Annotated in this window: 23 protein-coding genes; 10 read left to right on the plus strand and 13 right to left on the minus strand. The window is 64.4% G+C overall.

Features of this window, described 5'->3' with window-relative positions:
* The first annotated feature begins 354 nt into the window (after positions 1-354).
* From ACZ1JW_RS07575 to ACZ1JW_RS07595, 5 genes are read left to right on the plus strand one after another with little or no spacing between them, the layout of a single operon-like run.
* Positions 355-999: a cytochrome b/b6 domain-containing protein gene (locus ACZ1JW_RS07575; RefSeq protein ID WP_465124116.1), complete on the plus strand. Its 645-nt coding sequence runs from the start codon at positions 355-357 to the stop codon at positions 997-999.
* 9 nt (positions 1,000-1,008) lie between these two features.
* A complete protein-coding gene (locus ACZ1JW_RS07580) occupies positions 1,009-1,533 on the plus strand; it encodes a helix-turn-helix transcriptional regulator (RefSeq protein WP_465124115.1) in 525 nt (174 codons plus the stop codon).
* Positions 1,530-2,225 carry a VIT1/CCC1 transporter family protein gene (locus ACZ1JW_RS07585; RefSeq protein WP_465124114.1) on the plus strand — a complete coding sequence of 232 codons (696 nt, stop codon included), beginning with the start codon at positions 1,530-1,532 and terminating at the stop codon, positions 2,223-2,225. The genes ACZ1JW_RS07580 and ACZ1JW_RS07585 overlap by 4 nt, the downstream gene beginning before the upstream one ends.
* A gap of 50 nt (positions 2,226-2,275) precedes the next feature.
* The gene (locus ACZ1JW_RS07590; RefSeq protein WP_465142526.1) at positions 2,276-3,154 is read left to right on the plus strand and encodes an LOG family protein; all 879 of its coding nucleotides are present in this window, start codon (positions 2,276-2,278) and stop codon (positions 3,152-3,154) included.
* 7 nt (positions 3,155-3,161) lie between these two features.
* Entirely contained in the window at positions 3,162-3,689 is a 528-nt protein-coding gene (locus ACZ1JW_RS07595; RefSeq protein ID WP_465142527.1) for a GNAT family N-acetyltransferase, read from the plus strand.
* Here the strand turns inward: ACZ1JW_RS07595 and thiD are convergent.
* From thiD to glmM, 3 genes are read right to left on the minus strand one after another with little or no spacing between them, the layout of a single operon-like run.
* On the minus strand, positions 3,674-4,423 hold the full coding sequence (thiD, locus tag ACZ1JW_RS07600; protein ID WP_465142528.1) for a bifunctional hydroxymethylpyrimidine kinase/phosphomethylpyrimidine kinase: 750 nt from the start codon (positions 4,421-4,423) through the stop codon (positions 3,674-3,676). The two genes, ACZ1JW_RS07595 and thiD, sit on opposite strands and share 16 nt — an antisense overlap.
* Positions 4,420-4,644 (minus strand): DUF1272 domain-containing protein, encoded by a 225-nt coding sequence (locus ACZ1JW_RS07605; protein WP_465124110.1) that lies wholly within the window; start codon positions 4,642-4,644, stop codon positions 4,420-4,422. The genes thiD and ACZ1JW_RS07605 overlap by 4 nt, the downstream gene beginning before the upstream one ends.
* Positions 4,644-5,981 (minus strand): phosphoglucosamine mutase, encoded by a 1,338-nt coding sequence (gene glmM / locus ACZ1JW_RS07610; RefSeq protein WP_465142529.1) that lies wholly within the window; start codon positions 5,979-5,981, stop codon positions 4,644-4,646. The genes ACZ1JW_RS07605 and glmM overlap by 1 nt, the downstream gene beginning before the upstream one ends.
* An 82-nt stretch (positions 5,982-6,063) precedes the next feature.
* Between glmM and ACZ1JW_RS07615 the strand changes: the two genes are divergently transcribed.
* Together ACZ1JW_RS07615 and ACZ1JW_RS07620 are read left to right on the plus strand one after the other, a co-directional pair.
* Entirely contained in the window at positions 6,064-7,368 is a 1,305-nt protein-coding gene (locus tag ACZ1JW_RS07615) for a dicarboxylate/amino acid:cation symporter (protein ID WP_465142530.1), read from the plus strand.
* A 103-nt stretch (positions 7,369-7,471) separates the two neighbouring features.
* Positions 7,472-8,086, plus strand: a complete 615-nt coding sequence (locus ACZ1JW_RS07620; protein ID WP_465142531.1) for a superoxide dismutase — start codon at positions 7,472-7,474, stop codon at positions 8,084-8,086.
* Here ACZ1JW_RS07620 and ACZ1JW_RS07625 read toward each other — a convergent pair.
* The 3 genes from ACZ1JW_RS07625 to ACZ1JW_RS07635 all read right to left on the minus strand — a co-directional run bounded on the left by ACZ1JW_RS07625 (position 8,074) and on the right by ACZ1JW_RS07635 (position 10,199).
* Complete coding sequence (locus ACZ1JW_RS07625; RefSeq protein ID WP_465142532.1) at positions 8,074-9,246, minus strand: AI-2E family transporter; 1,173 nt, start codon at positions 9,244-9,246, stop codon at positions 8,074-8,076. The two genes, ACZ1JW_RS07620 and ACZ1JW_RS07625, sit on opposite strands and share 13 nt — an antisense overlap.
* Before the next feature lie 151 nt (positions 9,247-9,397).
* Positions 9,398-10,033 (minus strand): sigma-70 family RNA polymerase sigma factor, encoded by a 636-nt coding sequence (locus ACZ1JW_RS07630; protein ID WP_465124105.1) that lies wholly within the window; start codon positions 10,031-10,033, stop codon positions 9,398-9,400.
* Entirely contained in the window at positions 10,026-10,199 is a 174-nt protein-coding gene (locus ACZ1JW_RS07635; RefSeq protein WP_465142533.1) for a NepR family anti-sigma factor, read from the minus strand. Before ACZ1JW_RS07635 ends, ACZ1JW_RS07630 begins: the two co-directional genes overlap by 8 nt.
* A 324-nt stretch (positions 10,200-10,523) precedes the next feature.
* Between ACZ1JW_RS07635 and ACZ1JW_RS07640 the strand changes: the two genes are divergently transcribed.
* Positions 10,524-12,194 carry a CHASE domain-containing protein gene (locus ACZ1JW_RS07640; RefSeq protein ID WP_465142534.1) on the plus strand — a complete coding sequence of 557 codons (1,671 nt, stop codon included), beginning with the start codon at positions 10,524-10,526 and terminating at the stop codon, positions 12,192-12,194.
* 36 nt (positions 12,195-12,230) lie between these two features.
* Here the strand turns inward: ACZ1JW_RS07640 and ACZ1JW_RS07645 are convergent, their stop codons facing one another.
* Both ACZ1JW_RS07645 and ACZ1JW_RS07650 read right to left on the minus strand, forming a co-directional pair.
* Positions 12,231-13,025: a response regulator gene (locus ACZ1JW_RS07645; RefSeq protein ID WP_465124101.1), complete on the minus strand. Its 795-nt coding sequence runs from the start codon at positions 13,023-13,025 to the stop codon at positions 12,231-12,233.
* A 47-nt stretch (positions 13,026-13,072) separates the two neighbouring features.
* The gene (locus ACZ1JW_RS07650) at positions 13,073-13,528 is read right to left on the minus strand and encodes a response regulator (protein WP_465142535.1); all 456 of its coding nucleotides are present in this window, start codon (positions 13,526-13,528) and stop codon (positions 13,073-13,075) included.
* Between the two features lie 90 nt (positions 13,529-13,618).
* Between ACZ1JW_RS07650 and ACZ1JW_RS07655 the strand changes: the two genes are divergently transcribed.
* Positions 13,619-14,455 carry a Crp/Fnr family transcriptional regulator gene (locus ACZ1JW_RS07655; RefSeq protein ID WP_465124099.1) on the plus strand — a complete coding sequence of 279 codons (837 nt, stop codon included), beginning with the start codon at positions 13,619-13,621 and terminating at the stop codon, positions 14,453-14,455.
* A gap of 216 nt (positions 14,456-14,671) precedes the next feature.
* Here the strand turns inward: ACZ1JW_RS07655 and ACZ1JW_RS07660 are convergent, their stop codons facing one another.
* Entirely contained in the window at positions 14,672-15,127 is a 456-nt protein-coding gene (locus ACZ1JW_RS07660) for a response regulator (RefSeq protein ID WP_465142536.1), read from the minus strand.
* An 86-nt stretch (positions 15,128-15,213) separates the two neighbouring features.
* Entirely contained in the window at positions 15,214-16,371 is a 1,158-nt protein-coding gene (locus ACZ1JW_RS07665) for an N-acetyltransferase (RefSeq protein ID WP_465142537.1), read from the minus strand.
* A 165-nt stretch (positions 16,372-16,536) separates the two neighbouring features.
* On the opposite strand from ACZ1JW_RS07665, the gene ACZ1JW_RS07670 reads away from it, so the two are divergent.
* Positions 16,537-17,649, plus strand: a complete 1,113-nt coding sequence (locus tag ACZ1JW_RS07670) for a fatty acid desaturase family protein (RefSeq protein WP_465142538.1) — start codon at positions 16,537-16,539, stop codon at positions 17,647-17,649.
* Here the strand turns inward: ACZ1JW_RS07670 and ACZ1JW_RS07675 are convergent, their stop codons facing one another.
* From ACZ1JW_RS07675 to lptF, 3 genes are read right to left on the minus strand one after another with little or no spacing between them, the layout of a single operon-like run.
* Positions 17,650-18,159, minus strand: coding sequence for a rhodanese family protein (locus tag ACZ1JW_RS07675; RefSeq protein ID WP_465142539.1), 510 nt, complete (start codon positions 18,157-18,159; stop codon positions 17,650-17,652).
* Positions 18,160-18,210: 51 nt separating this feature from the next.
* Entirely contained in the window at positions 18,211-19,311 is a 1,101-nt protein-coding gene (lptG, locus tag ACZ1JW_RS07680) for an LPS export ABC transporter permease LptG (RefSeq protein WP_465142540.1), read from the minus strand.
* Positions 19,301-20,542: an LPS export ABC transporter permease LptF gene (gene lptF / locus ACZ1JW_RS07685; RefSeq protein WP_465142541.1), complete on the minus strand. Its 1,242-nt coding sequence runs from the start codon at positions 20,540-20,542 to the stop codon at positions 19,301-19,303. Before lptF ends, lptG begins: the two co-directional genes overlap by 11 nt.
* Positions 20,543-20,690: the final 148 nt, after the last annotated feature.

A 20,690-nucleotide genomic window follows, 5' to 3' on the forward strand; every position in this document is an offset into this window, starting at 1 on the left:
TCGCGCCAGCGGAAGACGGCGCCTGCTTAATCGCTTGCGTAATTGTCAATGGAATCAAAGCTAATCGCTCCCGACGAGGCTCAGGACATTCTCAATAGCCGAATGGACTACGCCGGATTTCGCTCATGAAGCTGAAAATGCCCCGCGCCCCTTATCGAACCGCAGGCCCGCGAAGAGCGTGATCGTTTGCCGTCGCTCGACGGCGATGGTGCATCGAATCAAGGCCGCTCTGTAGTAATGCCGATCGGCGAGCGATAAGCGCCTGCTTATGCAAGGCTGCATAAGCGGTGCGGCAATGGTGAGGCGGGACTTTCGACAGCATTCTGCGGACATCGATCTTCTAGGAGATGTCCCGTGACCGAGCCTTCATCTACCCCTGCCACCAGCCGACCGGCACTGCGCTGGGATCCTGTCGTCAAGCTGACCCACTGGTCCGTGGTGGCCGCGATCATTGCCAATGCGCTGTTCACCGAGGAAGGCTCCGGCACGCATGTGTGGATCGGCTATGCGCTTGCGGCAATTCTAGCGCTGCGCCTGCTGTGGGGGTTGATTGGCCCTGCCGAGGCCCGCTTCGCCGCCTTTCCGCCAAGCCCCGGCCGTGCGTTGGCCCACTTGCGGGACATCCGGTCGGGCCGACATGTCGAGCACCGGTCGCACAACCCGCTTGGTGCGCTAATGGTCTATGCGATCTGGTCTTGCCTCGGCGCAGTGATCGCCAGCGGAATCGCTATGGCCGGACTGCCGGGACAGGTTCGCAATGAGCGTTCTGAAACCGTCGTTTCCGCGTCCGCCGAGATCGAGCGGGGCGAGGACGCTGAGGAACATGATGGCGATGAAGGTGGCGAAGGCGGCGAGGAAGAAGGTCCGCTGGGCGAGATCCATGAAGTGGCCGTCAATTTGCTCTACTTGCTGATCGCGCTGCACATCGCGGGCGTCGTGTTCGAGACGCGGCGGAGCGGGCGCGAGGTTGTTCTGGCGATGCTGCCCGGTCAGAGCTAATCGTCAGTCATGCAGCGCCGCCATCTGTCATTGCAACGCAAGGCCGCCGCCCTGACCATGGTGGTGGCCCTGCAGGCCGTGGCGGCGCTGTTCTTCATGCTGGACCTTGCCGGAGACTTGCTGGCCGAAGGCTTCGGCGCGCATCTTGCCGCCGAGAGCGCGGCGGTCGTGGCCCTGCTCGCCGGGGTCCTGATCGGAGCCTACCAGATCCGGACGCTGGTCTTGTCGGCCCGGCAGGACGAGGCTGCGGTGGCGATGGCGCGTGGTGTGGCTGCAGAACTGGTGCGGGTGCGTTTTGCCGAATGGAAACTGACGCCTGCGGAAGCTGACGTTGCCTTGTTTGCGCTCAAGGGTTGCGACGTGGCCGAGATTGCGGCGCTGCGCGGCGCTGCCAGCGGGACCGTTCGTGCGCAGCTCGCGCGGGTCTACGCCAAGGCGGGAGTTGGTTCGCAGTCTGCCTTGCTAGGCGCGTTCCTCGAAGACCTGATTGATCCCGCGCTTCACGCCACGCAAGCTTCGGAGACAGACGTATGAGACCGCATCGCGAATCGCATCTCGTTGCCCGGATCGGCTGGCTGCGCGCGGCCGTGCTCGGGGCGAACGACGGCATCGTCTCGACCGCGAGCCTGATCCTTGGCGTTGCCGCATCCGGAGCGGACCGGGCGGCGATTCTTGTCGCAGGCGTGGCGGGGCTGGTGGCAGGCGCGATGTCCATGGCGGCGGGCGAGTATGTTTCGGTCAGCTCGCAGTCCGATACCGAACAGGCAGACCTTGCGCGCGAACGCGGCGAACTGGAAGCGGGACCGGAGGCCGAACTCGACGAACTGGCGAAGATCTACATGGAGCGCGGCCTCGACGAGGAGACCGCGCGCAAGGCAGCACAGCAGATGATGGCGCACGATGCCATCGGCACTCATGCGCGCGACGAGCTCCATATCACTGAGATCACCACGGCCCGCCCGGTACTCGCAGGGCTAACTTCGGCCGGGACGTTTACGGTGGGCGCTGCCCTGCCGCTGCTGCTGGCGGCGGTCCTGCCGATGGCCCTGATCGTGGCGGGAGAAGCCGTTGGCTCGATCCTGTTTCTGGCGCTGCTCGGGGCCATAGGCGCGAGGGCCGGAGGATCGGCCATGCTGAGGCCGGTGCTGCGCGTGGTGTTCTGGGGCGCTCTGGCCATGGCGATGACTGCGGGGATTGGGCGGCTGTTCGGGACCACGGTGGCATAGGGGATCTGAGCCTCTTGCGCTTTTTGCAGTCCGGCCCGACGTTAGGGAGCATGACTGAAGAAGAAAAGCAGCACGAGCTGACCAAGCGCAAGTTCTACAAGGCCGAGCAGGAAGCCGGTTTCGTCGAGAACCACCCGAGGACCACCCCACAGCAGCAGGACCCGGCCTATCGGCTGGCTTTCCGCGATACGGATTTTCTCCTGCGCGAGGAGCTGCGGCCGGTGCGGTTCCAGTTGGAGCTGCTGAAGCCCGAAATGCTATTGGATGAAGCGCAGATCGGATCGACGCTGGTGGTCTACGGCTCGGCACGCATTCCCTCGCCCGAAATGGCCGAAGCGGCGCTCGCAGCAGGCACCACGCCCGAGCGCAAGGCGGTGATCGAGAGCCTTGTCGCCAAGGCGAAATACTATGACGAAGCGCGCAAGCTTGCCCGGCTTGCCAGCAGTTGCGGTATCGTCGAGGACGGCAAGCGGCAGTTCGTGATCTGCTCGGGCGGCGGGCCTTCGATCATGGAAGCCGCCAATCGCGGCGCTGAGGAGGCGGGCGCCGAATCCGTCGGGCTCAACATCGTCCTGCCGCATGAGCAGGCGCCCAACGCGCACGTCACGCCGCACCTGTCGTTCCAGTTCCACTACTTTGCGCTGAGGAAGATGCACTTCCTGCTGCGCGCCCGCGCCGTGGCGGTGTTCCCCGGCGGGTTCGGCACCTTCGACGAGTTCTTCGAACTGCTGACGCTGGTCCAGACCGGCAAGATGAAGCCGATCCCGATCCTGCTGTTCGGGGGCGACTACTGGAACCGCGTGATCAACTTCAAGGCTCTGGCCGAGGAAGGCGTGATCAACTTCGAGGACCTCGAGCTGTTCACGCCGGTCGAGACGGCGGACGAGGCCTGGGCGCACATCGTCAAGTTCTACGATCTCGATTGCTGATGGCCAGGTGCCTGACAAGATGATCCGGACTGCGCGGCTGATCCTGCGCCCCGTGCGCCCCGAGGAGGACCTCGGGGCGATGCACGCGATCATGTGCCAGCCGCGTGCGATGGCGTACTGGTCGACACCGCCGCATGACAGCAAGGCGCAGACGGCCGAATGGCTGACCAATATGGCCGCAATCCAGCCGTGCGAGGGCGAGGACTTCATCGTCGAACTTGAAGGCCGTGTGATCGGCAAGGCGGGCTTCTACCGCTTTCCCGACATCGGCTACATGCTCGATCCGGCGGTCTGGGGGCAGGGCCTCGCGCGCGAGGCGGTTGGCGCTGTGGTCGAGCGCGGCTTTGCCGTTCACAACCTGCAGCGCATCCAGGCCGATGTCGATCCGCGCAACAAGGCCTCGATGAAGCTGCTGGAGCGGCTTGGCTTTGCCGAGACGCACCGGCAGGCGCGGACCTGGCAGGTGGGTGAGGAGTGGTGTGACAGCGTCTATTTTGCGCTGACCCGCGAGCAATGGGATCAGCGCACCGCCTGATGGCCGAGCGGGCCATGGCCCTTGCCGAAGCCGGGCGCGGCAAGGAGGGCGGCGCGGACGAACTCGCGCGCGTCTTCCACCGCCTCGTCGAGCGATGCGCCGCTGGCGAGGAACGTCGCGATGACGCTCGACATGGTGCAGCCGGTGCCGTGAGTGTGGCGCGTCTCGATACGCGGGGCGGTCCAGACGCGCTCAGGCTGCCCCGGCACGACCAGACGGTCGATCACATCAGGCCCCTGCGCGTCGCCGCCCTTGGCGATGTACGCGATGCCGCGTGCCTGCATCGCGGAGTCGCCACCCAAAGCTTCGAGTTCGGGCACGTTGGGCGTGGTCAGCGTGGCGATCCGCATCAGGCGTTCGAAGGCGGCGACCGTCGCCGCATCGGCCAGCGCTGCGCCGCTTGTGGCGATCATCACCGGATCGAACACGATCGGCACTGACAGGCGTTCGAGACGGTCCGCGACCACGGCGGCGATTTCCGGTGAGCCCAGCATGCCGATCTTCACAGCATCGACACCCAGGTCGTTCACGCAGGCATCGATCTGTGCTGCGACCATGGCAGGATCGACCGGCACCACGGCGTGGACGCCAGTCGTGTCCTGCGCGGTCAGGGCGCAGATGGCGGTCATCGCATAGCCGCCGAGCATGGTGATGGTCTTGATGTCAGCCTGGATGCCTGCGCCGCCGCCGGAGTCCGAACCTGCGATAGAGAGGATACGCGGCGGGGCGTTCATCCCTTGAACTTGCGCTCGACTGAGGGCGGATGCTTGGCGTGGAGCGCCTTTGCCCGCGTCGGCCGATCCATCAGTTCGCCGCCGCAGTTGGGGCAGCGATCATCCAGCCCCTCTGCACATTCCGCGCAGAAGGTGCATTCGAACGAGCAGATGAACGCACCGGGGGCTTCGGCCGGGAGATCGGTGCCGCAGCGTTCGCAATCGGGGCGCATTTCCAGCATCAGGCAGCCTTGCGCACGGCGTTGCAGATCTGGTCCACCACCGCTTCGACCTCGCCCGCATCGTCGCCCTCGGCCATGACCCGGATTACCGGCTCGGTGCCCGACGGGCGGATGACCAGGCGACCCCTGCCTGCAAGGCGAGCCTCGGCATCGGCGATGGCTTCCTTGACCGTCTTGTGCTCGAGCGGCTTGCCACCTGCGAACCGGACATTCTTGAGCAGCTGCGGCACGGGATCGAACTGGTGCAGCAGTTCGCTTGCGGGCTTTCCGCCTGCAACCATTGCGGCAAGCACCTGCAGCGCCGCCACCGTCCCGTCGCCCGTCGTGGCATGGTCGGTCAGGATCATGTGGCCCGACTGTTCTCCGCCGACATTGAACCCGCCCTCGCGCATGCGTTCGAGCACATAACGGTCACCCACCGAGGTGCGTTCGAGCGTCAGGCCCTGACCATTGAGGCAGCGTTCGAGTCCGAGGTTGGACATGACCGTGGCCACCACCCCGCCGCCGCGCAGTTCCCCGCGTGCGGCAAGCTGCGTGCCGATCAGGGCCATGATCTGGTCGCCGTCCACGGTCTGGCTCTTCTCGTCGACGACGATCAGGCGGTCGGCGTCGCCATCGAGGGCAATGCCGATGTCGGCACGGGTTTCGCGCACCTTGGCCTTGATTGCGTCGAGGTGGGTCGAACCGACATTGAGGTTGATGTTCTTGCCATTGGGCTCGACGCCGATGGCGATGACCTCCGCGCCCAGCTCCCACAGGGCCGAAGGCGTGACGTTGTAGGCCGCGCCATTGGCACAGTCGATCACGATGCGCAGACCATCGAGGCGCACATTGTCGGGCAGGCTGGCCTTGACCGCGTGGATGTAGCGGCCGCGTGCATCTTCGATGCGGCGGGCGCGACCGACTTGCGTGGCATCGGCAAGAGGAAGGTCCTGCACCAGCATGGCCTCGATGGCGAGCTCAGCGTCGTCCGAGAGCTTGAAGCCGTCCGGGCCGAACAGCTTGATGCCATTGTCCTCGAACGGGTTGTGGCTGGCCGAGATCATCACGCCAAGATCGGCGCGCATCGAGCGGGTGAGCATGGCGACGGCAGGCGTCGGCATCGGCCCAAGCAGCACGACGTCCATGCCCACGGAGGTGAACCCGGCGACCATCGCGCTTTCCATCATGTAGCCGGAAAGGCGGGTGTCCTTGCCGATCACCACGCGATGGCGGTGGTCACCGCGCTGGAAATAGGTGCCGGCGGCCTGGCCAACCTTCATTGCGGTGGCGGCAGTCATAACGCCGGCATTGGTCCGGCCCCGGATACCGTCGGTGCCGAAGAACTTGCGTGCCATGAAACGTCCCGTGTTGATATTGCTGCCTTGATTCTGGCAGCAGCGTTGCATTGCCCGCGTACACCAATATTGTCACCAGCGCATGAACCAAACTGACTATACGGGCGCAGAGCCTGAAACCAAAGGTGCAGCAGCGGCTTCACCCATTCCCACCATCCGTGCCGGCTGGATCTTTGCCGCGCTTGTCGGTGGACTGGGCCTTGGCCTTGCGCTGGCCTTTTTCCAGCCTGCGCTGCTCGATCCGGTCCTGCTGGTGGCGCAGCCGATCGGCACGCTCTGGCTGAACGCCCTGCGTGCCACGATCGTGCCGCTGGTGGTCTCGCTTCTGTTTACCGGCATCGCGCAGACCGTAGCTGCCGCACAAGCAGGCGCGCTGGCGCGGCGTGCGCTGCTGTTCTTCTTCACGATCCTTGCCAGCGGCAGCGCGATGGCGGCGCTGCTGGTGCCGGGCATCCTGTCGGTGTTTCCGATGCCGCGCGCCGCGGCCGAAGCGCTGCGATCCAGCGTCGCGCAGATTCATGACAAGGCAACGGTTCCCGGCTTTGGCGCGTTCCTGCAATCGCTGGTGCCGACCAACGTGCTGCAATCGGCAGCGGCGGATCAGATCCTTCCGGTTATCCTGTTCACCGCCGTGTTCGGCCTTGCCGCCACCCGGATTGCCGATGCGCAGCGGCGCTCGCTTGCCACGTTCTTCGAGGCCGTGGCCAACGCGATGCTGGTGGTGATCGGCTGGGTTCTGCTGGCAGCGCCCATCGGCGTGTTCTGTCTGAGCATTGCCGTCGCCGCGCAAAGCGGCACCTCGGCCATCGGCGCGTTGGCGCATTATGTGTTGGTGGTGACGTCGGCGGGCACCGTGATCTTCCTTGCCGCCTATGGCGTTGCCGTGTTCGGCGCGCGCAAGGGGCTGGGCGAGTTTGCGCGGGCGGTGCTTCCGGCGCAGGCGCTGGCCCTGTCGACGCAATCTTCACTGGCGACGCTTCCGGCGATGCTCACCGTATGCCGCCGCCTTGGCGTGCGGGACCAGACTTCGGACCTTGTCATGCCGTTGGCGGTCGCGCTGTTCCGCGCCACGGGTCCTGCGATGAACTTCGCCGTGGCAATCTACGTGGCGCACTGGTTCGGCATTCCGGTCACGCCATCGATGCTGCTGGCAGGGTTCGTGGTGGCGACGCTGACCACGCTTGGCGCGGTGAGTCTGCCTGGCGCAATCAGCTTCGTGACCTCGATCGGGCCGATTTCCATCGCGATGGGTCTGCCGGTGGAACCTTTGGCGATTCTGGTGGCGGTCGAGGTTCTGCCGGATCTGATGCGCACGCTCGGCAACGTGACCATGGACGTTGCGGTGACCGCTGCCGTGGATCGCGCGCACGGCGAAGAGGCGCGCTGATTGCAACTGCAACTCCATAAAAATCAACGGGAAATCCGGCAACCAATCCGGCCCCTTGGCGTTGGTCTGCGACGCAGATCTCTACCCGAGGACGTTGATACCCATGGCAATTTCCCTTCCCCCGCTGCCCTATGCCGATACCGCGCTCGAGCCATCCATCTCGGCGACGACGCTGCAGACCCATCACGGCAAGCATCACAAGGCCTATGTCGACAAGACCAATGCCGCCATCGACGGCGGTGATCTTGCCGAGGCCAGCCTCGAACAGATCATCGAAGCGGCGCAGGCCAAGGGCGACAAGGGCCTGTTCAACAATGCTGCGCAGAGCTGGAACCATGCGTTCTACTGGAACAGTCTGACGCCCGAATCAGCCGAGCCGACGGGCGCACTTGCCGAGGCGATCGACGGTGCGTTCGGTTCGCTCGACCGCCTGCTCGAGGAACTGGCGTCACAGGGCGCGGCGCACTTTGCCTCGGGCTGGGTGTGGCTGGTCGGGCGCGATGGCAAGCTGGCGGTCGAGCAGACGCACGATGCGGCGACTTTCGTCACGGGTGATGCGAAGCCGCTGCTGGTGATCGACCTGTGGGAGCACGCCTATTACCTCGATCACAAGAACCTCCGCCCCGAATATCTCAAGGCGGTGATCGACAGGCACCTGAACTGGACTTTTGCCGCCGAGAACCTCGGCCGCGATGGGAACTGGACTTATCCGGGCTGAACTGCCTCTTCCGCCGGCCCGTCTCCGATACCGTCTTCGTCCATGCCGGACAGGCGGGCCGGTTCGAACAGCGCTTCGCCGAACAGGAAGCCGACGAGATTGGGTCGGCCGATATGATCGAGCAGGGCGGAGATCGTCAGCAGGATCGGCACTGACAGCAGCGCGCCGAGCACGCCCCAGATCCACGAGAAATAGCTGATCGACAGCAGGATCGCGACGGGGTTGAGCGTGAAGCGCGCGCCTAGGATCGAAGGTGTGACGACGTTCGATTCGACGGCGTGGAGCCCGAGATAGGCGAGCATCGGGATCAGGCCGACAGCCACGCTCGAAGCGGTGCCCAGCCCGACGAGCCCGAGCAGTCCCATCATCACCAGTGGGCCAAGGTAGGGCAGAAAGTTCAGGACAAAGGCCAGGCCGCCCCACATGACAGGCGCGCTCATCCCGAAGCCCCATGCGCCGAGCGATACCAGCACGCCGACGCCGAAGTTCACTTGCGCAACCGTCAGGATGTAGCTCGCCACGCGCTCCTGAACGTCGCGCAGCACGCGGGCGAGCTTGACCGAAGCGTTGAACGAGTGACGGTCAAGCAGGATGCGGCGCTTCATGCGGATGCGCGATTCGATCATGAAGAACGTCATCAGCAGGGTCAGCAGCGTTTCGAGGATCACGCTGGGAGTGGCGAAGGCGACCTGCTCGATCACTGAAGGGCTGGCCACGACGACTTCCCGCGCGGTGTGCCCGGTGATCCTGGCAAGCTGGCGGTTGACGTCGGCGATCCATGAAAGATTGCCGCGCAACTCGGCAAAGCGTCGTGCCACCTGCCGCGCCAGCGCAGGCACCTGATCGACCATCACGAACGCCGGTTGCAGGATCAGCAGCAGCGCCAGCAGCACCACCGCGACCAGCGCGAGGATCGCGATCAGCGAGGCGAGCATGTTCGGCAGGCCGAGGCGGGTCAGCCGGTCTGCCAAAGGCGAAAGCACGATGGTGAAGATCATCGCAGTCACCGGCGGCAGAAACACCACCGAGCCGATCGACAGGACGAAAGGCAGCGACAGGAACAGGCCGAGGCCAAGCAGCAGCACGATGGCCGACTGCAACCGCGCGCGCTGGTCTGTCGATTCAGGCGGATCGGCGGGCAGGCTTGGCAGATCGGGCATCGACTGGTGATTCAACGGCGTGCGCCTGGCTGGAGTTGCCCTTCTCCATTCACCCATGTCCCGCGCCGATCAAGGGGTCGGCATGGGACAAGCGACGTTTTGTGCGGGAACTGTGGCATGTACGATCCTTTCGCAAGATCGCCTGCCTGCGTCAGTGCTGGCCGCCTGCCTGCACCGTTTCTTCGAGCTCGGTCATGATGGCCGAGTGCGCAACCGCGTCCTTGGTGCTGCGGCGCGGGATCTGGCCGCTCTCGATCATCTGCGAAAGTGCGGCGCGGGCGCGGCCGACGCGGCTCTTGATCGTGCCCACGGCGCAACCGCAGATCTGTGCGGCTTCCTCATAGCTGAAGCCTCCGGCACCCACCAGCAGGAGGGCTTCGCGGCGCTCGGGCGGCAGGGTCAGCAGGGCGCGGTGCATGTCCGACAGGTGCATCGGGCCTTCCTGCGCGGCAGGCGCCACGAGGATGCGCTCGGCAACGGTTTCATCGTAGTCTGCGCGGAATCGGTTGCGGCGCATGTCGGTCAGGTAGGCGTTGCGCAGGATCACGAAAGTCCAGGCGCGCATCGATGTGCCGGGCTCGAACCGCTCCTGCGCGGCCCAGGCCTTGAGCAGCGTTTCCTGAACGAGATCGTCGGCGAGATCGGGGCGGCCGCACAGGCCGCGGGCAAAAGCGCGCAAGTGAGGGATGACGCCCGTCAGCTCGCGCTTGAAGGTTGCGGGATCGGCTGCGGGGCGAGGGGACTTGTCCTCTGGCGCATGTGCCGCCGTGGGCTCGGGATCAGCCATTGGACGGATCGTCCAGCTTGTCGAGCAGTTGCGCAAAGCTGTCCGGGAGAGGCTCGTCCAGCACGGAATCATAGAGGCGCTTGAGCCCGTCTGCCCATTCCGGCGGGCGGGGCTTGCCACCCTTCCGTCGTTGTTGACCGGGATTCATCGGTTTTTCTTTCGACATTCGCTCTGACAACGCCTCCCCCTCCAGGGAAAAATCCAAAAACGACCGCAAGGGCGCGGCAGATGCGTACCTGATACGGCACCGGTCCCGCCACCGGGAAGAGCCTGCTGAGCAGCCTTCCTCACGAGGCGGAAAATGCAATCGGTGCGTGGTTTCGTTGTGGAACGATATTGTCCGCCGTCGGTTCCCGAGATGTCGTCCGGCAATGGCTGTTTCGCACATGCGGAGCATTTTCGGCCGGATACAGGTTGCAACAGTAGGAGCGGGTTCGTTCGGGCCTGGCGTTCCGGGCTTGGCTGCGAGGGAAAGGAATACCGGGACGCGATGGAGAAGCTTCTTGCCCAGAAGAAGCTCGTCCCGCGCTGGTACGAGCGTTTCCCCCGTGGTGTGCCGGTCAGCATCTTCGGGCTGACCATGGCGGTAGCGCTGCTCAGCGTTTTCGCGATCGAGACTGCCGAGGATCGCAGGCAGGCGGCGCTAACGGCACAGACCGCACAGGCCGTCGCCTCGGGTCTCGAGCGTCGGTCAAACGCGAACGCTGCCTACCTGCGGTCGAGCGCCGCGCTCTTCGCCACGCAGCAGATGGTCGAGGCACCGCTGTTCCGGACCTTCATTCGCCAGCTCCATCTCGATGGGCGCTATGTCGGCTCGGACGGCATCGGCTGGGCGATGAAGGTGCGGCGCGAGGACATTCCGACCGTCGAGGCGATCATCCGGCAAGGCGGCATTCCGGACTTTGCAGTCAGGCCGGTGCCGCCTGAAGATCGGCCCTTTGTGGTCCCGGTGATGTTCATCGAACCGGACACGGCACGCAATCGCCGCGCCACCGGATTCGACATGTTCTCCGAGCCGGTCCGCCGTGCCGCCATGAAATCGGCAGAGCGGTCGGGACAGCCCACAGCGACGGGCCGGGTGGTGTTGCAGCAGGAAGGACAGTCTGCCGATGCGGCGGGTTTCCTTGTGTACATGCCGGTCTTCGCGATTGAATCGACTGGCAGCGACCATACTTTGCGTGGCTACGTCTATTCGCCGTTCAATGCCCAGCGGTTCCTCGAATCCTCCATCGACGTGAACCACCTCGGCGGTGCCGGCGTGCGGCTTTACGACGAAGACGCGAGCGGCCCCCGGCTGATGGCCGAGATTGCCACGGCCAACGGATCGGGCAAACGGGTCCGACGGGCCATCGACATTGCCGATCACCGTTTCATGCTGGAGATCGAGGCTCAGGCGACGCCGATGCTGTCGATGATGTCGGTCATGTCGCTGCTTTTCGGCCTGCTCGTGGCGACGCTGCTGCTGGTGCTTGCCCGGCTCCTGACCCAGCAGGCCGTCGAGGACCGGATTGCGCTGGCCTGGTTCGAGCAGCAGTCTTCGATCCGCAATTCCCTGACTCGCGAGCTCAACCACCGGGTGAAGAACACGCTGGCAAACGTGTTGTCGATTGTCTCGCTGACGCGCCGGCGCGCCACGAGCCTTGCCGAGTTCGCCGACAGTCTCGAGAACCGCATCCGCGCGCTGTCTGCCACGCACGACCTGCTCACCCAGTCGGACTGGGGCACCACGCCGGTCATGCTGGTGGTGAAGGCCGAACTCGCGCCTTATGCGCAGGATACGCAGCGCCATCTCGACATCAACGGCCCGGAAGTGGAGCTGGCACCCAATGACGCGCTGTCGCTGGGGCTCGCAATTCACGAACTGGCCACCAACGCCGCCAAGTACGGTGCGCTGAGCGTGGAGGGCGGGCGCGTCTCGATCCGCTGGGAAATGGCGGGCGAAAACCTTGCGCGGATCGAATGGGTGGAACGCGGAGGCCCGGTCATCGATCCGGACCTGCAGCGCAAGCGCGGTTTCGGCACCGAACTGATCGAGAAGATCGTCGCGCACGAACTGCGCAACCCCGTCGATCTCAGCTTTGAACCTGAAGGCGTGCGCTGCACCCTGCTGATCCCGGTCCGCCGCCGCGGCGACTTCTCCATACGCGAAAGGCGCAGCTGACGCCGCGCCTTTGCATGGAACAATCGCGATATCCGTTCAGAGCGGTCGGCTTGACCCGAAGAACAGCGCCTGACTGATCGCGGTCCGCACGGTCTGCTCCTGGAACGGCTTGGTGATCAGGTAGGTCGGCTCGGGGCGATCACCGGTGAGCAGGCGTTCCGGATAGGCGGTGATGAAGATGACCGGCACCGATCCGATGCGCAGGATATCGTCCACCGCATCAAGGCCCGAGCTGCCATCGGCAAGCTGGATGTCGGCCAGCACCAGGCCCGGCTGCTCGCGCTGCACGATCTCGAGAGCCTGCGTACGCGTGGCGGCCATGCCGCAGACGTCGTGGCCAAGCGAGCGAACGAGGTCTTCGAGCTGCATCGAGATCAGCGGCTCGTCTTCGATGATGAGGACCGAGGTTGCCGATTCGCGATCGATTTCGGCAATGGCATCCTGCACCAGCAGTTCCACGTCCGAAGGATCGCGGCCCATGATGTATGCGGCTTCTTCAATGCTGAAGTCTTCCAGCGTGGTCAGCAGCAGGGCCTGGCGATTGGCGGGCGTCATCGAAGCGAGGCGCTCCTGCGCGGCGGCCTCGTGCTGGCCGAGCGTCGATGCCGAGCGGTCTGCGATGTCGACATAGGCGGTGGACCAGACGCGATTGAACGCATGGTAGAGCTGCGGACGGCCTTCGCCGATCGTTGCGCGCAACTCGTCGTCGGCCAGTGCTGCCTCAAGCGTCGCGCGCACGAAGGAGTCACCGGCATTCTGGCTTCCCGTCAGCGCACGGGCATAACGGCGAAGATAAGGAAGTTGATTGGCAACCTTGGCACCCAGAGACATTCGTACCCCTTCCCGGACAGTATCGTGCGTTCCAACGCGTGACATCGTCATCCGGTTCCCGGACGGGAACAAGAGCAAATTCTCGAGGCCTCAAGGGGCGACGTATCTGTTTTCATGCCGCCCTTCAAAGACGCAACGGCCCAATCGGCAAGAAGGTCCGGGGAAGTCGGCTTGCGGAACTGCACGGCAAAGCGATGGCTGTCGGGCACGGCGCCGGAATCGAGGCCTGACGTGATCGCCACGGTGCATCCTGCATCGCGCAACCGGCATGCCAGATCGAGAGAGAGCCCGTCCGGAAGCTGAAGGTCGAGCAGGGCGAGGTCGGGTGCATTGCGCTCGACCATCTGCTCTGCCGCCGCCAGCGTCGCCGCAACGATCACTTGCAACCCGCGCTCGTTCAGCGCGTCCTCGATGGCCATTGCTACGAGAACGCTGTCCTCCACCACCAGCACAACGCGCTGGCCGCAGGCGTCATCGGCATTCGTTCCCGTTTCTTCGTTCATGGACGGGTGCTTAGGGCACATTCCGGGAACCAACCCTGTCATTTGACATAGCAGCACTGACAGACCTGGTGTTGTGAGCATGGAGACGGAATGGGCAGGGACGACAATGACGGCAGTCCGCAGTTGGGGACGGCACTCGCGCAGAGCGTGCTGGAAGAGCGGCAGGACCACGCGGGCAACGGGCGCCTCGTGGTGAACGGCGGCCAGCCATGTCGCACGTGCCCGCTTGCCGATTGCGAGGGGCTGCGCCAGCCGCCGCCCGACGTGCGCGACTGGATCGCCTCGTTCCGCCATGGCGACATGCGCTTTGCCCGGGGCGAGCAGGTCTATGCCCAGGCCACGCGCCCGCGGTTCCTCTATACCGTGCTGTCCGGCGTGCTGATGCGCTCGCGCCTGCTCGAGGATGGCCGCCGCCAGATCATAAACTTCATGTTTCCGGGCGATTTCATCGGATTGCAGGGGGCACTCGATGCCGAAATGGGGCATGCGGTCGAAGCGATGACCGATGTCACCTTGTGCACTTTCGTGCGCGAGCGGTTCTTCGATCTCGTCGCTCAGCAGCCGCGCCTGTCGTTCGACCTGACCTGGCTGGCCGCGCACGAGGAAGCGGCGCTTGAGGAACATCTGGTTTCGCTCGGCCAGCGCAATGCCCGCGAACGGATGGCGGCGCTGGCCGTATTTCTGGTCCAGCGAGGGATCGATACCGGCATGGCGCCTGACGGCGTGCTGACCCTGACGGTCACGCAGGGACAGATCGCCGACATGCTCGGCCTGTCGCTGGTCCATACCAATCGGACGATGCAGGCGCTCCGCCGCTTCGGGCTGGTGGACTGGACGCTGAGCGCGATCCGGATCCCCGACATTGCCGCCGCACGCGCCTTCGCCAAGATCGATGGCAGCGTTTTTTCTTCGCGGCCTTATATCTAGATGTTGATTTTATTGAATTAAAAAATTTTCGCAGTCAGGGAACCTGCCTCGGGGACGCTCGTTTATCTATTGTCACCGCCGAGACCCCCCCTCCCGTCCAAGCGGCTGGTGATACGATCCCGAAAGGTCCCCGATGGAAACGTCGGGGACCTTTTTTCGGTAAGATCGGCCCCGGTCGTGTCACATGGCACGGCCGGGGTTTCTGATTTGGGGTGGCTATTGCCCCGAGAGCGCGTGGCGAATGCGGCCGAACAGGCCCGCAGGCCGCTCCTTCTCGATCAGCCCGATCAGCGCTTCGGTCCGGAAGGGCTTTGCCAGGACATGGCCGAGTCCGGCAGCCGAAGCCGGGATGGACGACGGAGTCGCGGTGGTGAACACGATCAGCGGAGGGCTTTGCGCCAGCTGGATGGCAAGTTCGGCCAGCGCCCAGCCATCGTCACGATCCGCAAGGTGGACATCGAGCACGAGCAGGCTCGGCGCCGCCAGTTCCAGCTGGATCATCGCCTCGGCAACGCTGGCGCACGTCACCACCGGCTCCGCGCCGGCCTCGGCCAGCGCTTCGGCGATGTCCATGGCAACCAGCGCGTCATCCTCGACGACGAGGGCATGGCCCAGCGCGCGCAAGGGCTTGCGCTTGTTTGCGCTGCTGCGGTCTTGTCGCGTGGTTGGCACCGTTGACCTGTTCCCGTGAATGGCCATGACCAGCCGTTCATCCGAACGCCGTGGCCGGGCCTTCAGTTCCGCCCTGCAGTTCTGTTTTACAGGGGTTTGTCGTAGATCAAGTACGTCTTGTTGACGTGGCTGTCGATCGCTTCGGCGATGGCGTTCATCCCCTGGTTGTCCTCGAGGATCCAGCCGATCTCGCCGCGCGTTGCGCCATATTCACGGATAGAGTTCTGGCGGATCGCCTCGATCATCATGAAGGCCAACTGGCTGGCAAGGCGCGAGGCCTGCAACCGCTTGCGCACACCCATCAGCGGCACGCGCATCGTGCGCACGCGGGGCTTGCGCAGCCATAGCAGGAGTTTGGCCCAGTTGAACGGAAACAGGCTGCCGCCCATCGGCTTGATCGCCTCGTTGAGGTCGGGCAGCGTCATCATGAACGCCACCGGCTCGCCCTCGTACTCGGCGACCATGATGAGGTCCTCGCGCACGATCGGCTTGAACTTCTTGCCGGCGTACTTGATCTCGGTGTCGGTGAAGGGAACAAAGCCCCAGTTGTCCGACCAGGCATCGTTGAGGATGTCGAGGATCAGCGCCGCTTCCGAGTCGAACTTCGACCGGTCGACGTTTCGGATACGGATCTTGGCGTTCTTCTGGCCTGATTGGACAATGCGCTGGATGAGCGGCGGGAAGTCCTTCGTGATGTCCAGCTCATAAGTGTTGAGCGTCTTGGCCGGGTGATAGCCGAGCGCCTTGATGTAGTCGTCATAACGCTTGGGCTGGTGGCCCATCATAACCGTCGGCGGATGGTCGAAGCCGCTGGTCAGCTGGCCGGGCTCTTCCCAGATCGACATCGACAGCGGGGCCAGGACGCGGGTCATGCCCTTTTCGCGCAGCCAAGACTCGGCACGGGCGATCAGCGCCTGCGCTACTGCTTCGTCCTCAGCTTCGAGCAGGCCCCAGTTGCCAGTGCCCGGGCCCATGCCCTGCGAGGGGTCCATCGCAGTGGCCAGGTGGTCGATATGCGCCGAGATACGGCCCACGACCGCGCCACCCCGGCGGGCGAGGAACAGCTGGACGTCAGCGTGCTCGAAGAACGGGTTCTTGCCCGGAGTGATCAGCTCTTCGGCTTCCATGCGCAGCGGCGGAACCCAGTTCGGATCGGCGGCATTCAGGCGATAGGCGATATCGACGAAGGCCTTGCGGTCAGCCTTGCCGGAAACGGGAGTGATGATTACTTCGCCTTGAGCCACGATCTTGCCTTTGTTTGCGGGTAAGCGGGGTTTCGCCGGGAGGACTGCGGTCCGGACCGGCGCATTGTCAAGCCACGGGGCGCAGGTGGGGTCGCCCGATGGCAAAAGCATGGTGCAAAAGCCGGACCAAGCCGGCCAGATACGGGTCTTACTGGAATTTGTGGCATGATTGCGACCGAGACGCTTGATACCCCCGCAGCCGTTGGTTCTTCCGCTTCGGCCAATGCAACTGCCCCGTCGCTGCCGCGCGGCCTTGCTGGCACGCCTGATGACAAGGAAATGCTGCGTTCAGCGGTTGAGCTGACGCGCGATATCGCGACGGCACGCCCCGATATCTATTGGCCGGACATGCTCGGCTCTGCCGCACTCGGTTATGCCGCATTGGCTGGAGCGATCCTGATCGACAACCCGCTGGCAGCGACGCTTTCGGGCGTGGTTGCGGCGTTGGCGCTCTACCGGGCGCTGCTGTTCATCCATGAGCTGACTCATATCCACAAGAATGCCCTGCCCGGCTTCCGCTTTGGCTGGAACTTGCTGGTCGGCATCCCGATGCTCACGCCTTCGCTGATGTACGAAGGCGTGCACACCCTGCACCACGCGCGCACGCGCTATGGCACGGCAGAGGATCCCGAGTACCTGCCGCTGGCTTTGATGAAGCCGTGGTCGTTGCCGGTGTTTGCTCTTGTGGCACTGCTCTTGCCGATCGGTCTGCTGATCCGCTCGGCAGTGCTGGTGCCGCTCGGCGCCGTGATCCCGCCGCTGCGCCGCCTGGTGTGGGAACGCGCCTCGGCGCTGTCGATCAACCCCGAATTCCGCCGCCGTCCGCCTGAGGGAGACTTCGCGCGGATGGTGTTCTGGCAGGAACTGGGGTGTTCCGCCTGGGCGCTGTTGGTGGTGTGGTGGAGCGCGACGCATTCTTGGCGGCCGCTGCTGATCGGCATTGCAGTGATTTCGCTGACCGCGCTGCTCAACCAGATCCGCACGCTTGTTGCGCATCTGTGGGAGAACGAGGGCGAGGCGATGACCGTGACCGGGCAATACCTCGATTCGGTCAACGTGCCGCCGCCTGCCGCGCTCGCGCCGCTGTGGGCACCGGTTGGCCTGCGCTACCACGCGCTGCATCACCTCCTGCCCTCGATGCCCTATCACTCGCTGGCCGAGGCGCACCGCCGGATTGTCAAGCATCTGGGCGCGGATTCGACCTATCAGAAGGGCAACTACAGTGGCTTGCTTCCGCTCGTCGGACGGCTGGCGCGCAGTACGATGATGCCGCGCTGATCAGGCGACTCTGCGGTTCCATGGCATGGCGACAAGCAGCCGCGCCATGCCGCACCATCCGGTAACGCCTGCCATCAGCAGTCCTGCACCGACAAAGCCCGAGAGCAGGACAAAGCCTTGCGCCACGGTCAGTGACAGGATCACGCCTGCGAGGATCAGCAGGCCTGCCACGATCTGCACCTGCCGCATTATCTCCAGCGGAGCCTTGGCGTCGGTGGCAACCGGCAGTCCGGCCGCGCGCCAGCCGTCAATGCCGCCTTCGAGAATGTAGCCGGGGCAGGCCGACATCGCGGCAAGCTGCGATGCATTGGCCGCGGTGCGCATGCCGGAGCGGCAATGCCAGATCACCGCAGGATGACCGGAAACGGGCTCCAGCGAAGCCAGCGGCATGTTCGCAGCGCCGGGAATGTTCTGCCGACGATGTTCGTCGGCGTCGCGGATGTCGATGAGCCGTGCGCCGTCGTCGAGCAGCGCTTTGGCTTTGGCGGGCGTGATGGATGGAAGCGTCATGGCTTCCATATATTAGGAATATCGAAAATTAGCAATAACTAATTTTAGGGGCTATTCCTCGGTGCGAATAAGCACCGTCTCTCCGATCAGCAGGAACAGCACGAAGGGGGCCCATGCGGCGAGCAGCGGCGGATAAGCGCCGAAGTTGCCCATCGCGAGTGCGGCATTGTCGAACACGAAGTAGGCAAAGCCCAGCGCCATGCCGATCACAGCGCGCACGAACAGGTGGCCGGAACGGGCCAGACCGAACGCGGCGACCGCACCCAATAGCGGCATCAGCAGTGCTGACAGCGGCCCCGAGAGCTTGTGCCACCACTTGCCGTCGAGCTCGGTGGTGCGGAAGCCCGCCTCACGGATCGCGGCGCGCGAGCCGGTCAACTGCGTCAGCGATTCAGCGTCAGCATCGACCCGGCTTATCGTCACCTGCACCGGCTCGACCGTCTTGGCGAAGATCTCGTCGTGGCCCAGCGGCGTCTTTCGCGCGCTCTGCACGTCGAACATCACCGGCGCCTTGAATTTCCAGCCGGGGCTCACGTAGGCGGCAGACGGTGCGGTGACGATTTCCGTGACCATGCCGGTGGGGTCGCGGCGATACCAGCTGACCCCTTCCATCCGCATCGCCTTGCCCTCGCCCGCGACCGAGCGTGCGAACAGGATGTTGGGCCCGTCCTGCAGCCAGACGTTGGACTTGATCGCGGATTCCTTCGGGATCGGCCCGTAATCCACATTCTGCCACGCCTTGAGCGTCGCGGTGGAGCGCGTAACGATCCGCTCGTTGAACGCGAATGTCACCGCAGATGTCGCGGCTGCCACGAGGAACAGCGGCGCAAGCACCTGGTGCGCCGAAAGACCTGCGGCCTTCATCGCGATGACCTCACTGTTCTGGTTCAGCGTCATCAGCGTGATGATCGTTGCCAGCAGCACCGAATAGGGCAGAAACCGGCTGATCAACTGCGGCATGCGCAACGAAACGTAGGTCAGCAGCTCTGCCTGCCCGTTGCCCGGGGCTGCCAGGACGTCTCCGCTCTCGCTCAGCAGATCGAGCATCTGCAGCACCAGCACCAGCATCAGCAGCACCGCCACGATACGCACCGCAAACATCTTGCCGATGTAGCGGGCGAGCGTTGGCGAGGGGAAGAATTCAAGCTGCATGGGCGGCGTCTTCCTGTGCAACGGGCACTTCGCCCGGCAGGCGCTTGCGCTCGAACAGCTTGCGCAGCGATCGCGCGATCTTGCCGAAGCCGGTTTCGAGCGCACCGATCGGCTGACCGCCAGGGACATAGGCAATGCGCCAGTACATCCACAGGATCAGCGCGGAGAACATCACGAACGGCCCCCACAGCGCCACCACCGGATCGATCCGCCCGAGGCTGGCAACGTCCTGCCCATACTGGTTGACCTTGTGATAAGCGACCACCATCACGATCGACAAGAACACCCCGAGCGCCGAGGTCGAGCGCTTGGGGGGCACAGCCAATGCCACCGCGAGCAGCGGCAAGAGGAACATCATCACAACCTCGACCAGGCGGTAATTCAGGCTTGCCTTGGACTGGTTCCGGATCTCTTCGGAATAGCGGTCATTCCAGCCGATTTGCAGCAGTTCGGGCAGGAAGTATTCCCGGTCGGCATCGCCGCGTTGTCGGAACTGCTCGATCTTGGGCAGGTCGATCGGCAGGTCATGGCTGGCAAAGGTCAGCACGCGCGGTGAAGCGATTCCGGGGCCATCCTGCACGATCTGCCCGTCGGTCAGCCGCAGGATCACAGTGTCCGGGCTTTCCTTGTTGGCAAAGAAGCGGCCCTCGCGAGCAGAGATGACCATGACCTGGCCATTGGACGTCTGCAGGCGGGCGAAGATGCCGCGCAGGTCGCGGCCCTCGTCACGGCTCGAATCCACGCGCAGTGCGGTGCGGTCCTGCAGCGAATTGAACTCGCCCACCTTGATCGACGCCCCGAGCGCGCCCGAGCGCAGTTCGAACTGCAGTTGCTCGTAGTAGTAACGCGACAACGGCTGGAGGTAGCTGACGATAAGGAGGTTGAGCGCGGCAAGGCCGATGGCGAACATGTAGGGCACGCGCAGCAGCCGGGTGTAGGACAGCCCGACAGCGCGCATCACGTCAAGTTCGGAGCTCATCGCCAGCTTGCGGAACGCAAACAGGATGCCAAGCATCAGCCCGAGCGGAATGGCGAGGCTCGCATATTCGGGCAGCAGGTTCGCCAGCATCTTGAACACGACGCTGACCGGTCCGCCTTCCGTCGCCACGAAATCGAACAGCTTGAGCATCTTGTCGAGCACGAGCAGCGACGCGGCGAGGACGAACACCGAAAGCATCGGCACGAAGACGAGCCGGGCGATATAGCGGTCGGTGGCGGTGAGGAGTTTCACGTGGATGGCGCTATGGGATCTTTGGGTCGTCCGACGAAACTGGCGAAGAAACTGACGATGAAGCTGGTCGTGCGATCATATTGGCTCGCCCGTGACAGTCACCCCTCCGGCCGGACTGGCCGACAGCAGGTGAACCACCGATGAGCGT

Source organism: Novosphingobium sp. BL-A-28-Hi1-0D (assembly GCF_055521755.1).

What these genes read in the sequence shown, in the direction of transcription:
- ACZ1JW_RS07655 (WP_465124099.1), top strand. Translation starts at nt 13,619, where the DNA reads ATGGGCAGGGACGACAATGACGGCAGTCCGCAGTTGGGGACGGCACTC.
- ACZ1JW_RS07620 (WP_465142531.1), top strand. Translation starts at nt 7,472, where the DNA reads ATGGCAATTTCCCTTCCCCCGCTGCCCTATGCCGATACCGCGCTCGAG.
- ACZ1JW_RS07585 (WP_465124114.1), top strand. Translation starts at nt 1,530, where the DNA reads ATGAGACCGCATCGCGAATCGCATCTCGTTGCCCGGATCGGCTGGCTG.
- ACZ1JW_RS07650 (WP_465142535.1), bottom strand. Translation starts at nt 13,528, where the DNA reads ATGAACGAAGAAACGGGAACGAATGCCGATGACGCCTGCGGCCAGCGC.
- ACZ1JW_RS07675 (WP_465142539.1), bottom strand. Translation starts at nt 18,159, where the DNA reads ATGACGCTTCCATCCATCACGCCCGCCAAAGCCAAAGCGCTGCTCGAC.
- thiD (WP_465142528.1), bottom strand. Translation starts at nt 4,423, where the DNA reads ATGAACGCCCCGCCGCGTATCCTCTCTATCGCAGGTTCGGACTCCGGC.
- ACZ1JW_RS07640 (WP_465142534.1), top strand. Translation starts at nt 10,524, where the DNA reads ATGGAGAAGCTTCTTGCCCAGAAGAAGCTCGTCCCGCGCTGGTACGAG.
- ACZ1JW_RS07605 (WP_465124110.1), bottom strand. Translation starts at nt 4,644, where the DNA reads ATGCTGGAAATGCGCCCCGATTGCGAACGCTGCGGCACCGATCTCCCG.
- ACZ1JW_RS07590 (WP_465142526.1), top strand. Translation starts at nt 2,276, where the DNA reads ATGACTGAAGAAGAAAAGCAGCACGAGCTGACCAAGCGCAAGTTCTAC.
- ACZ1JW_RS07645 (WP_465124101.1), bottom strand. Translation starts at nt 13,025, where the DNA reads ATGTCTCTGGGTGCCAAGGTTGCCAATCAACTTCCTTATCTTCGCCGT.
- ACZ1JW_RS07670 (WP_465142538.1), top strand. Translation starts at nt 16,537, where the DNA reads ATGATTGCGACCGAGACGCTTGATACCCCCGCAGCCGTTGGTTCTTCC.
- lptG (WP_465142540.1), bottom strand. Translation starts at nt 19,311, where the DNA reads ATGCAGCTTGAATTCTTCCCCTCGCCAACGCTCGCCCGCTACATCGGC.
- glmM (WP_465142529.1), bottom strand. Translation starts at nt 5,981, where the DNA reads ATGGCACGCAAGTTCTTCGGCACCGACGGTATCCGGGGCCGGACCAAT.
- ACZ1JW_RS07635 (WP_465142533.1), bottom strand. Translation starts at nt 10,199, where the DNA reads ATGTCGAAAGAAAAACCGATGAATCCCGGTCAACAACGACGGAAGGGT.
- ACZ1JW_RS07630 (WP_465124105.1), bottom strand. Translation starts at nt 10,033, where the DNA reads ATGGCTGATCCCGAGCCCACGGCGGCACATGCGCCAGAGGACAAGTCC.
- ACZ1JW_RS07615 (WP_465142530.1), top strand. Translation starts at nt 6,064, where the DNA reads ATGAACCAAACTGACTATACGGGCGCAGAGCCTGAAACCAAAGGTGCA.
- ACZ1JW_RS07580 (WP_465124115.1), top strand. Translation starts at nt 1,009, where the DNA reads ATGCAGCGCCGCCATCTGTCATTGCAACGCAAGGCCGCCGCCCTGACC.
- ACZ1JW_RS07625 (WP_465142532.1), bottom strand. Translation starts at nt 9,246, where the DNA reads ATGCCCGATCTGCCAAGCCTGCCCGCCGATCCGCCTGAATCGACAGAC.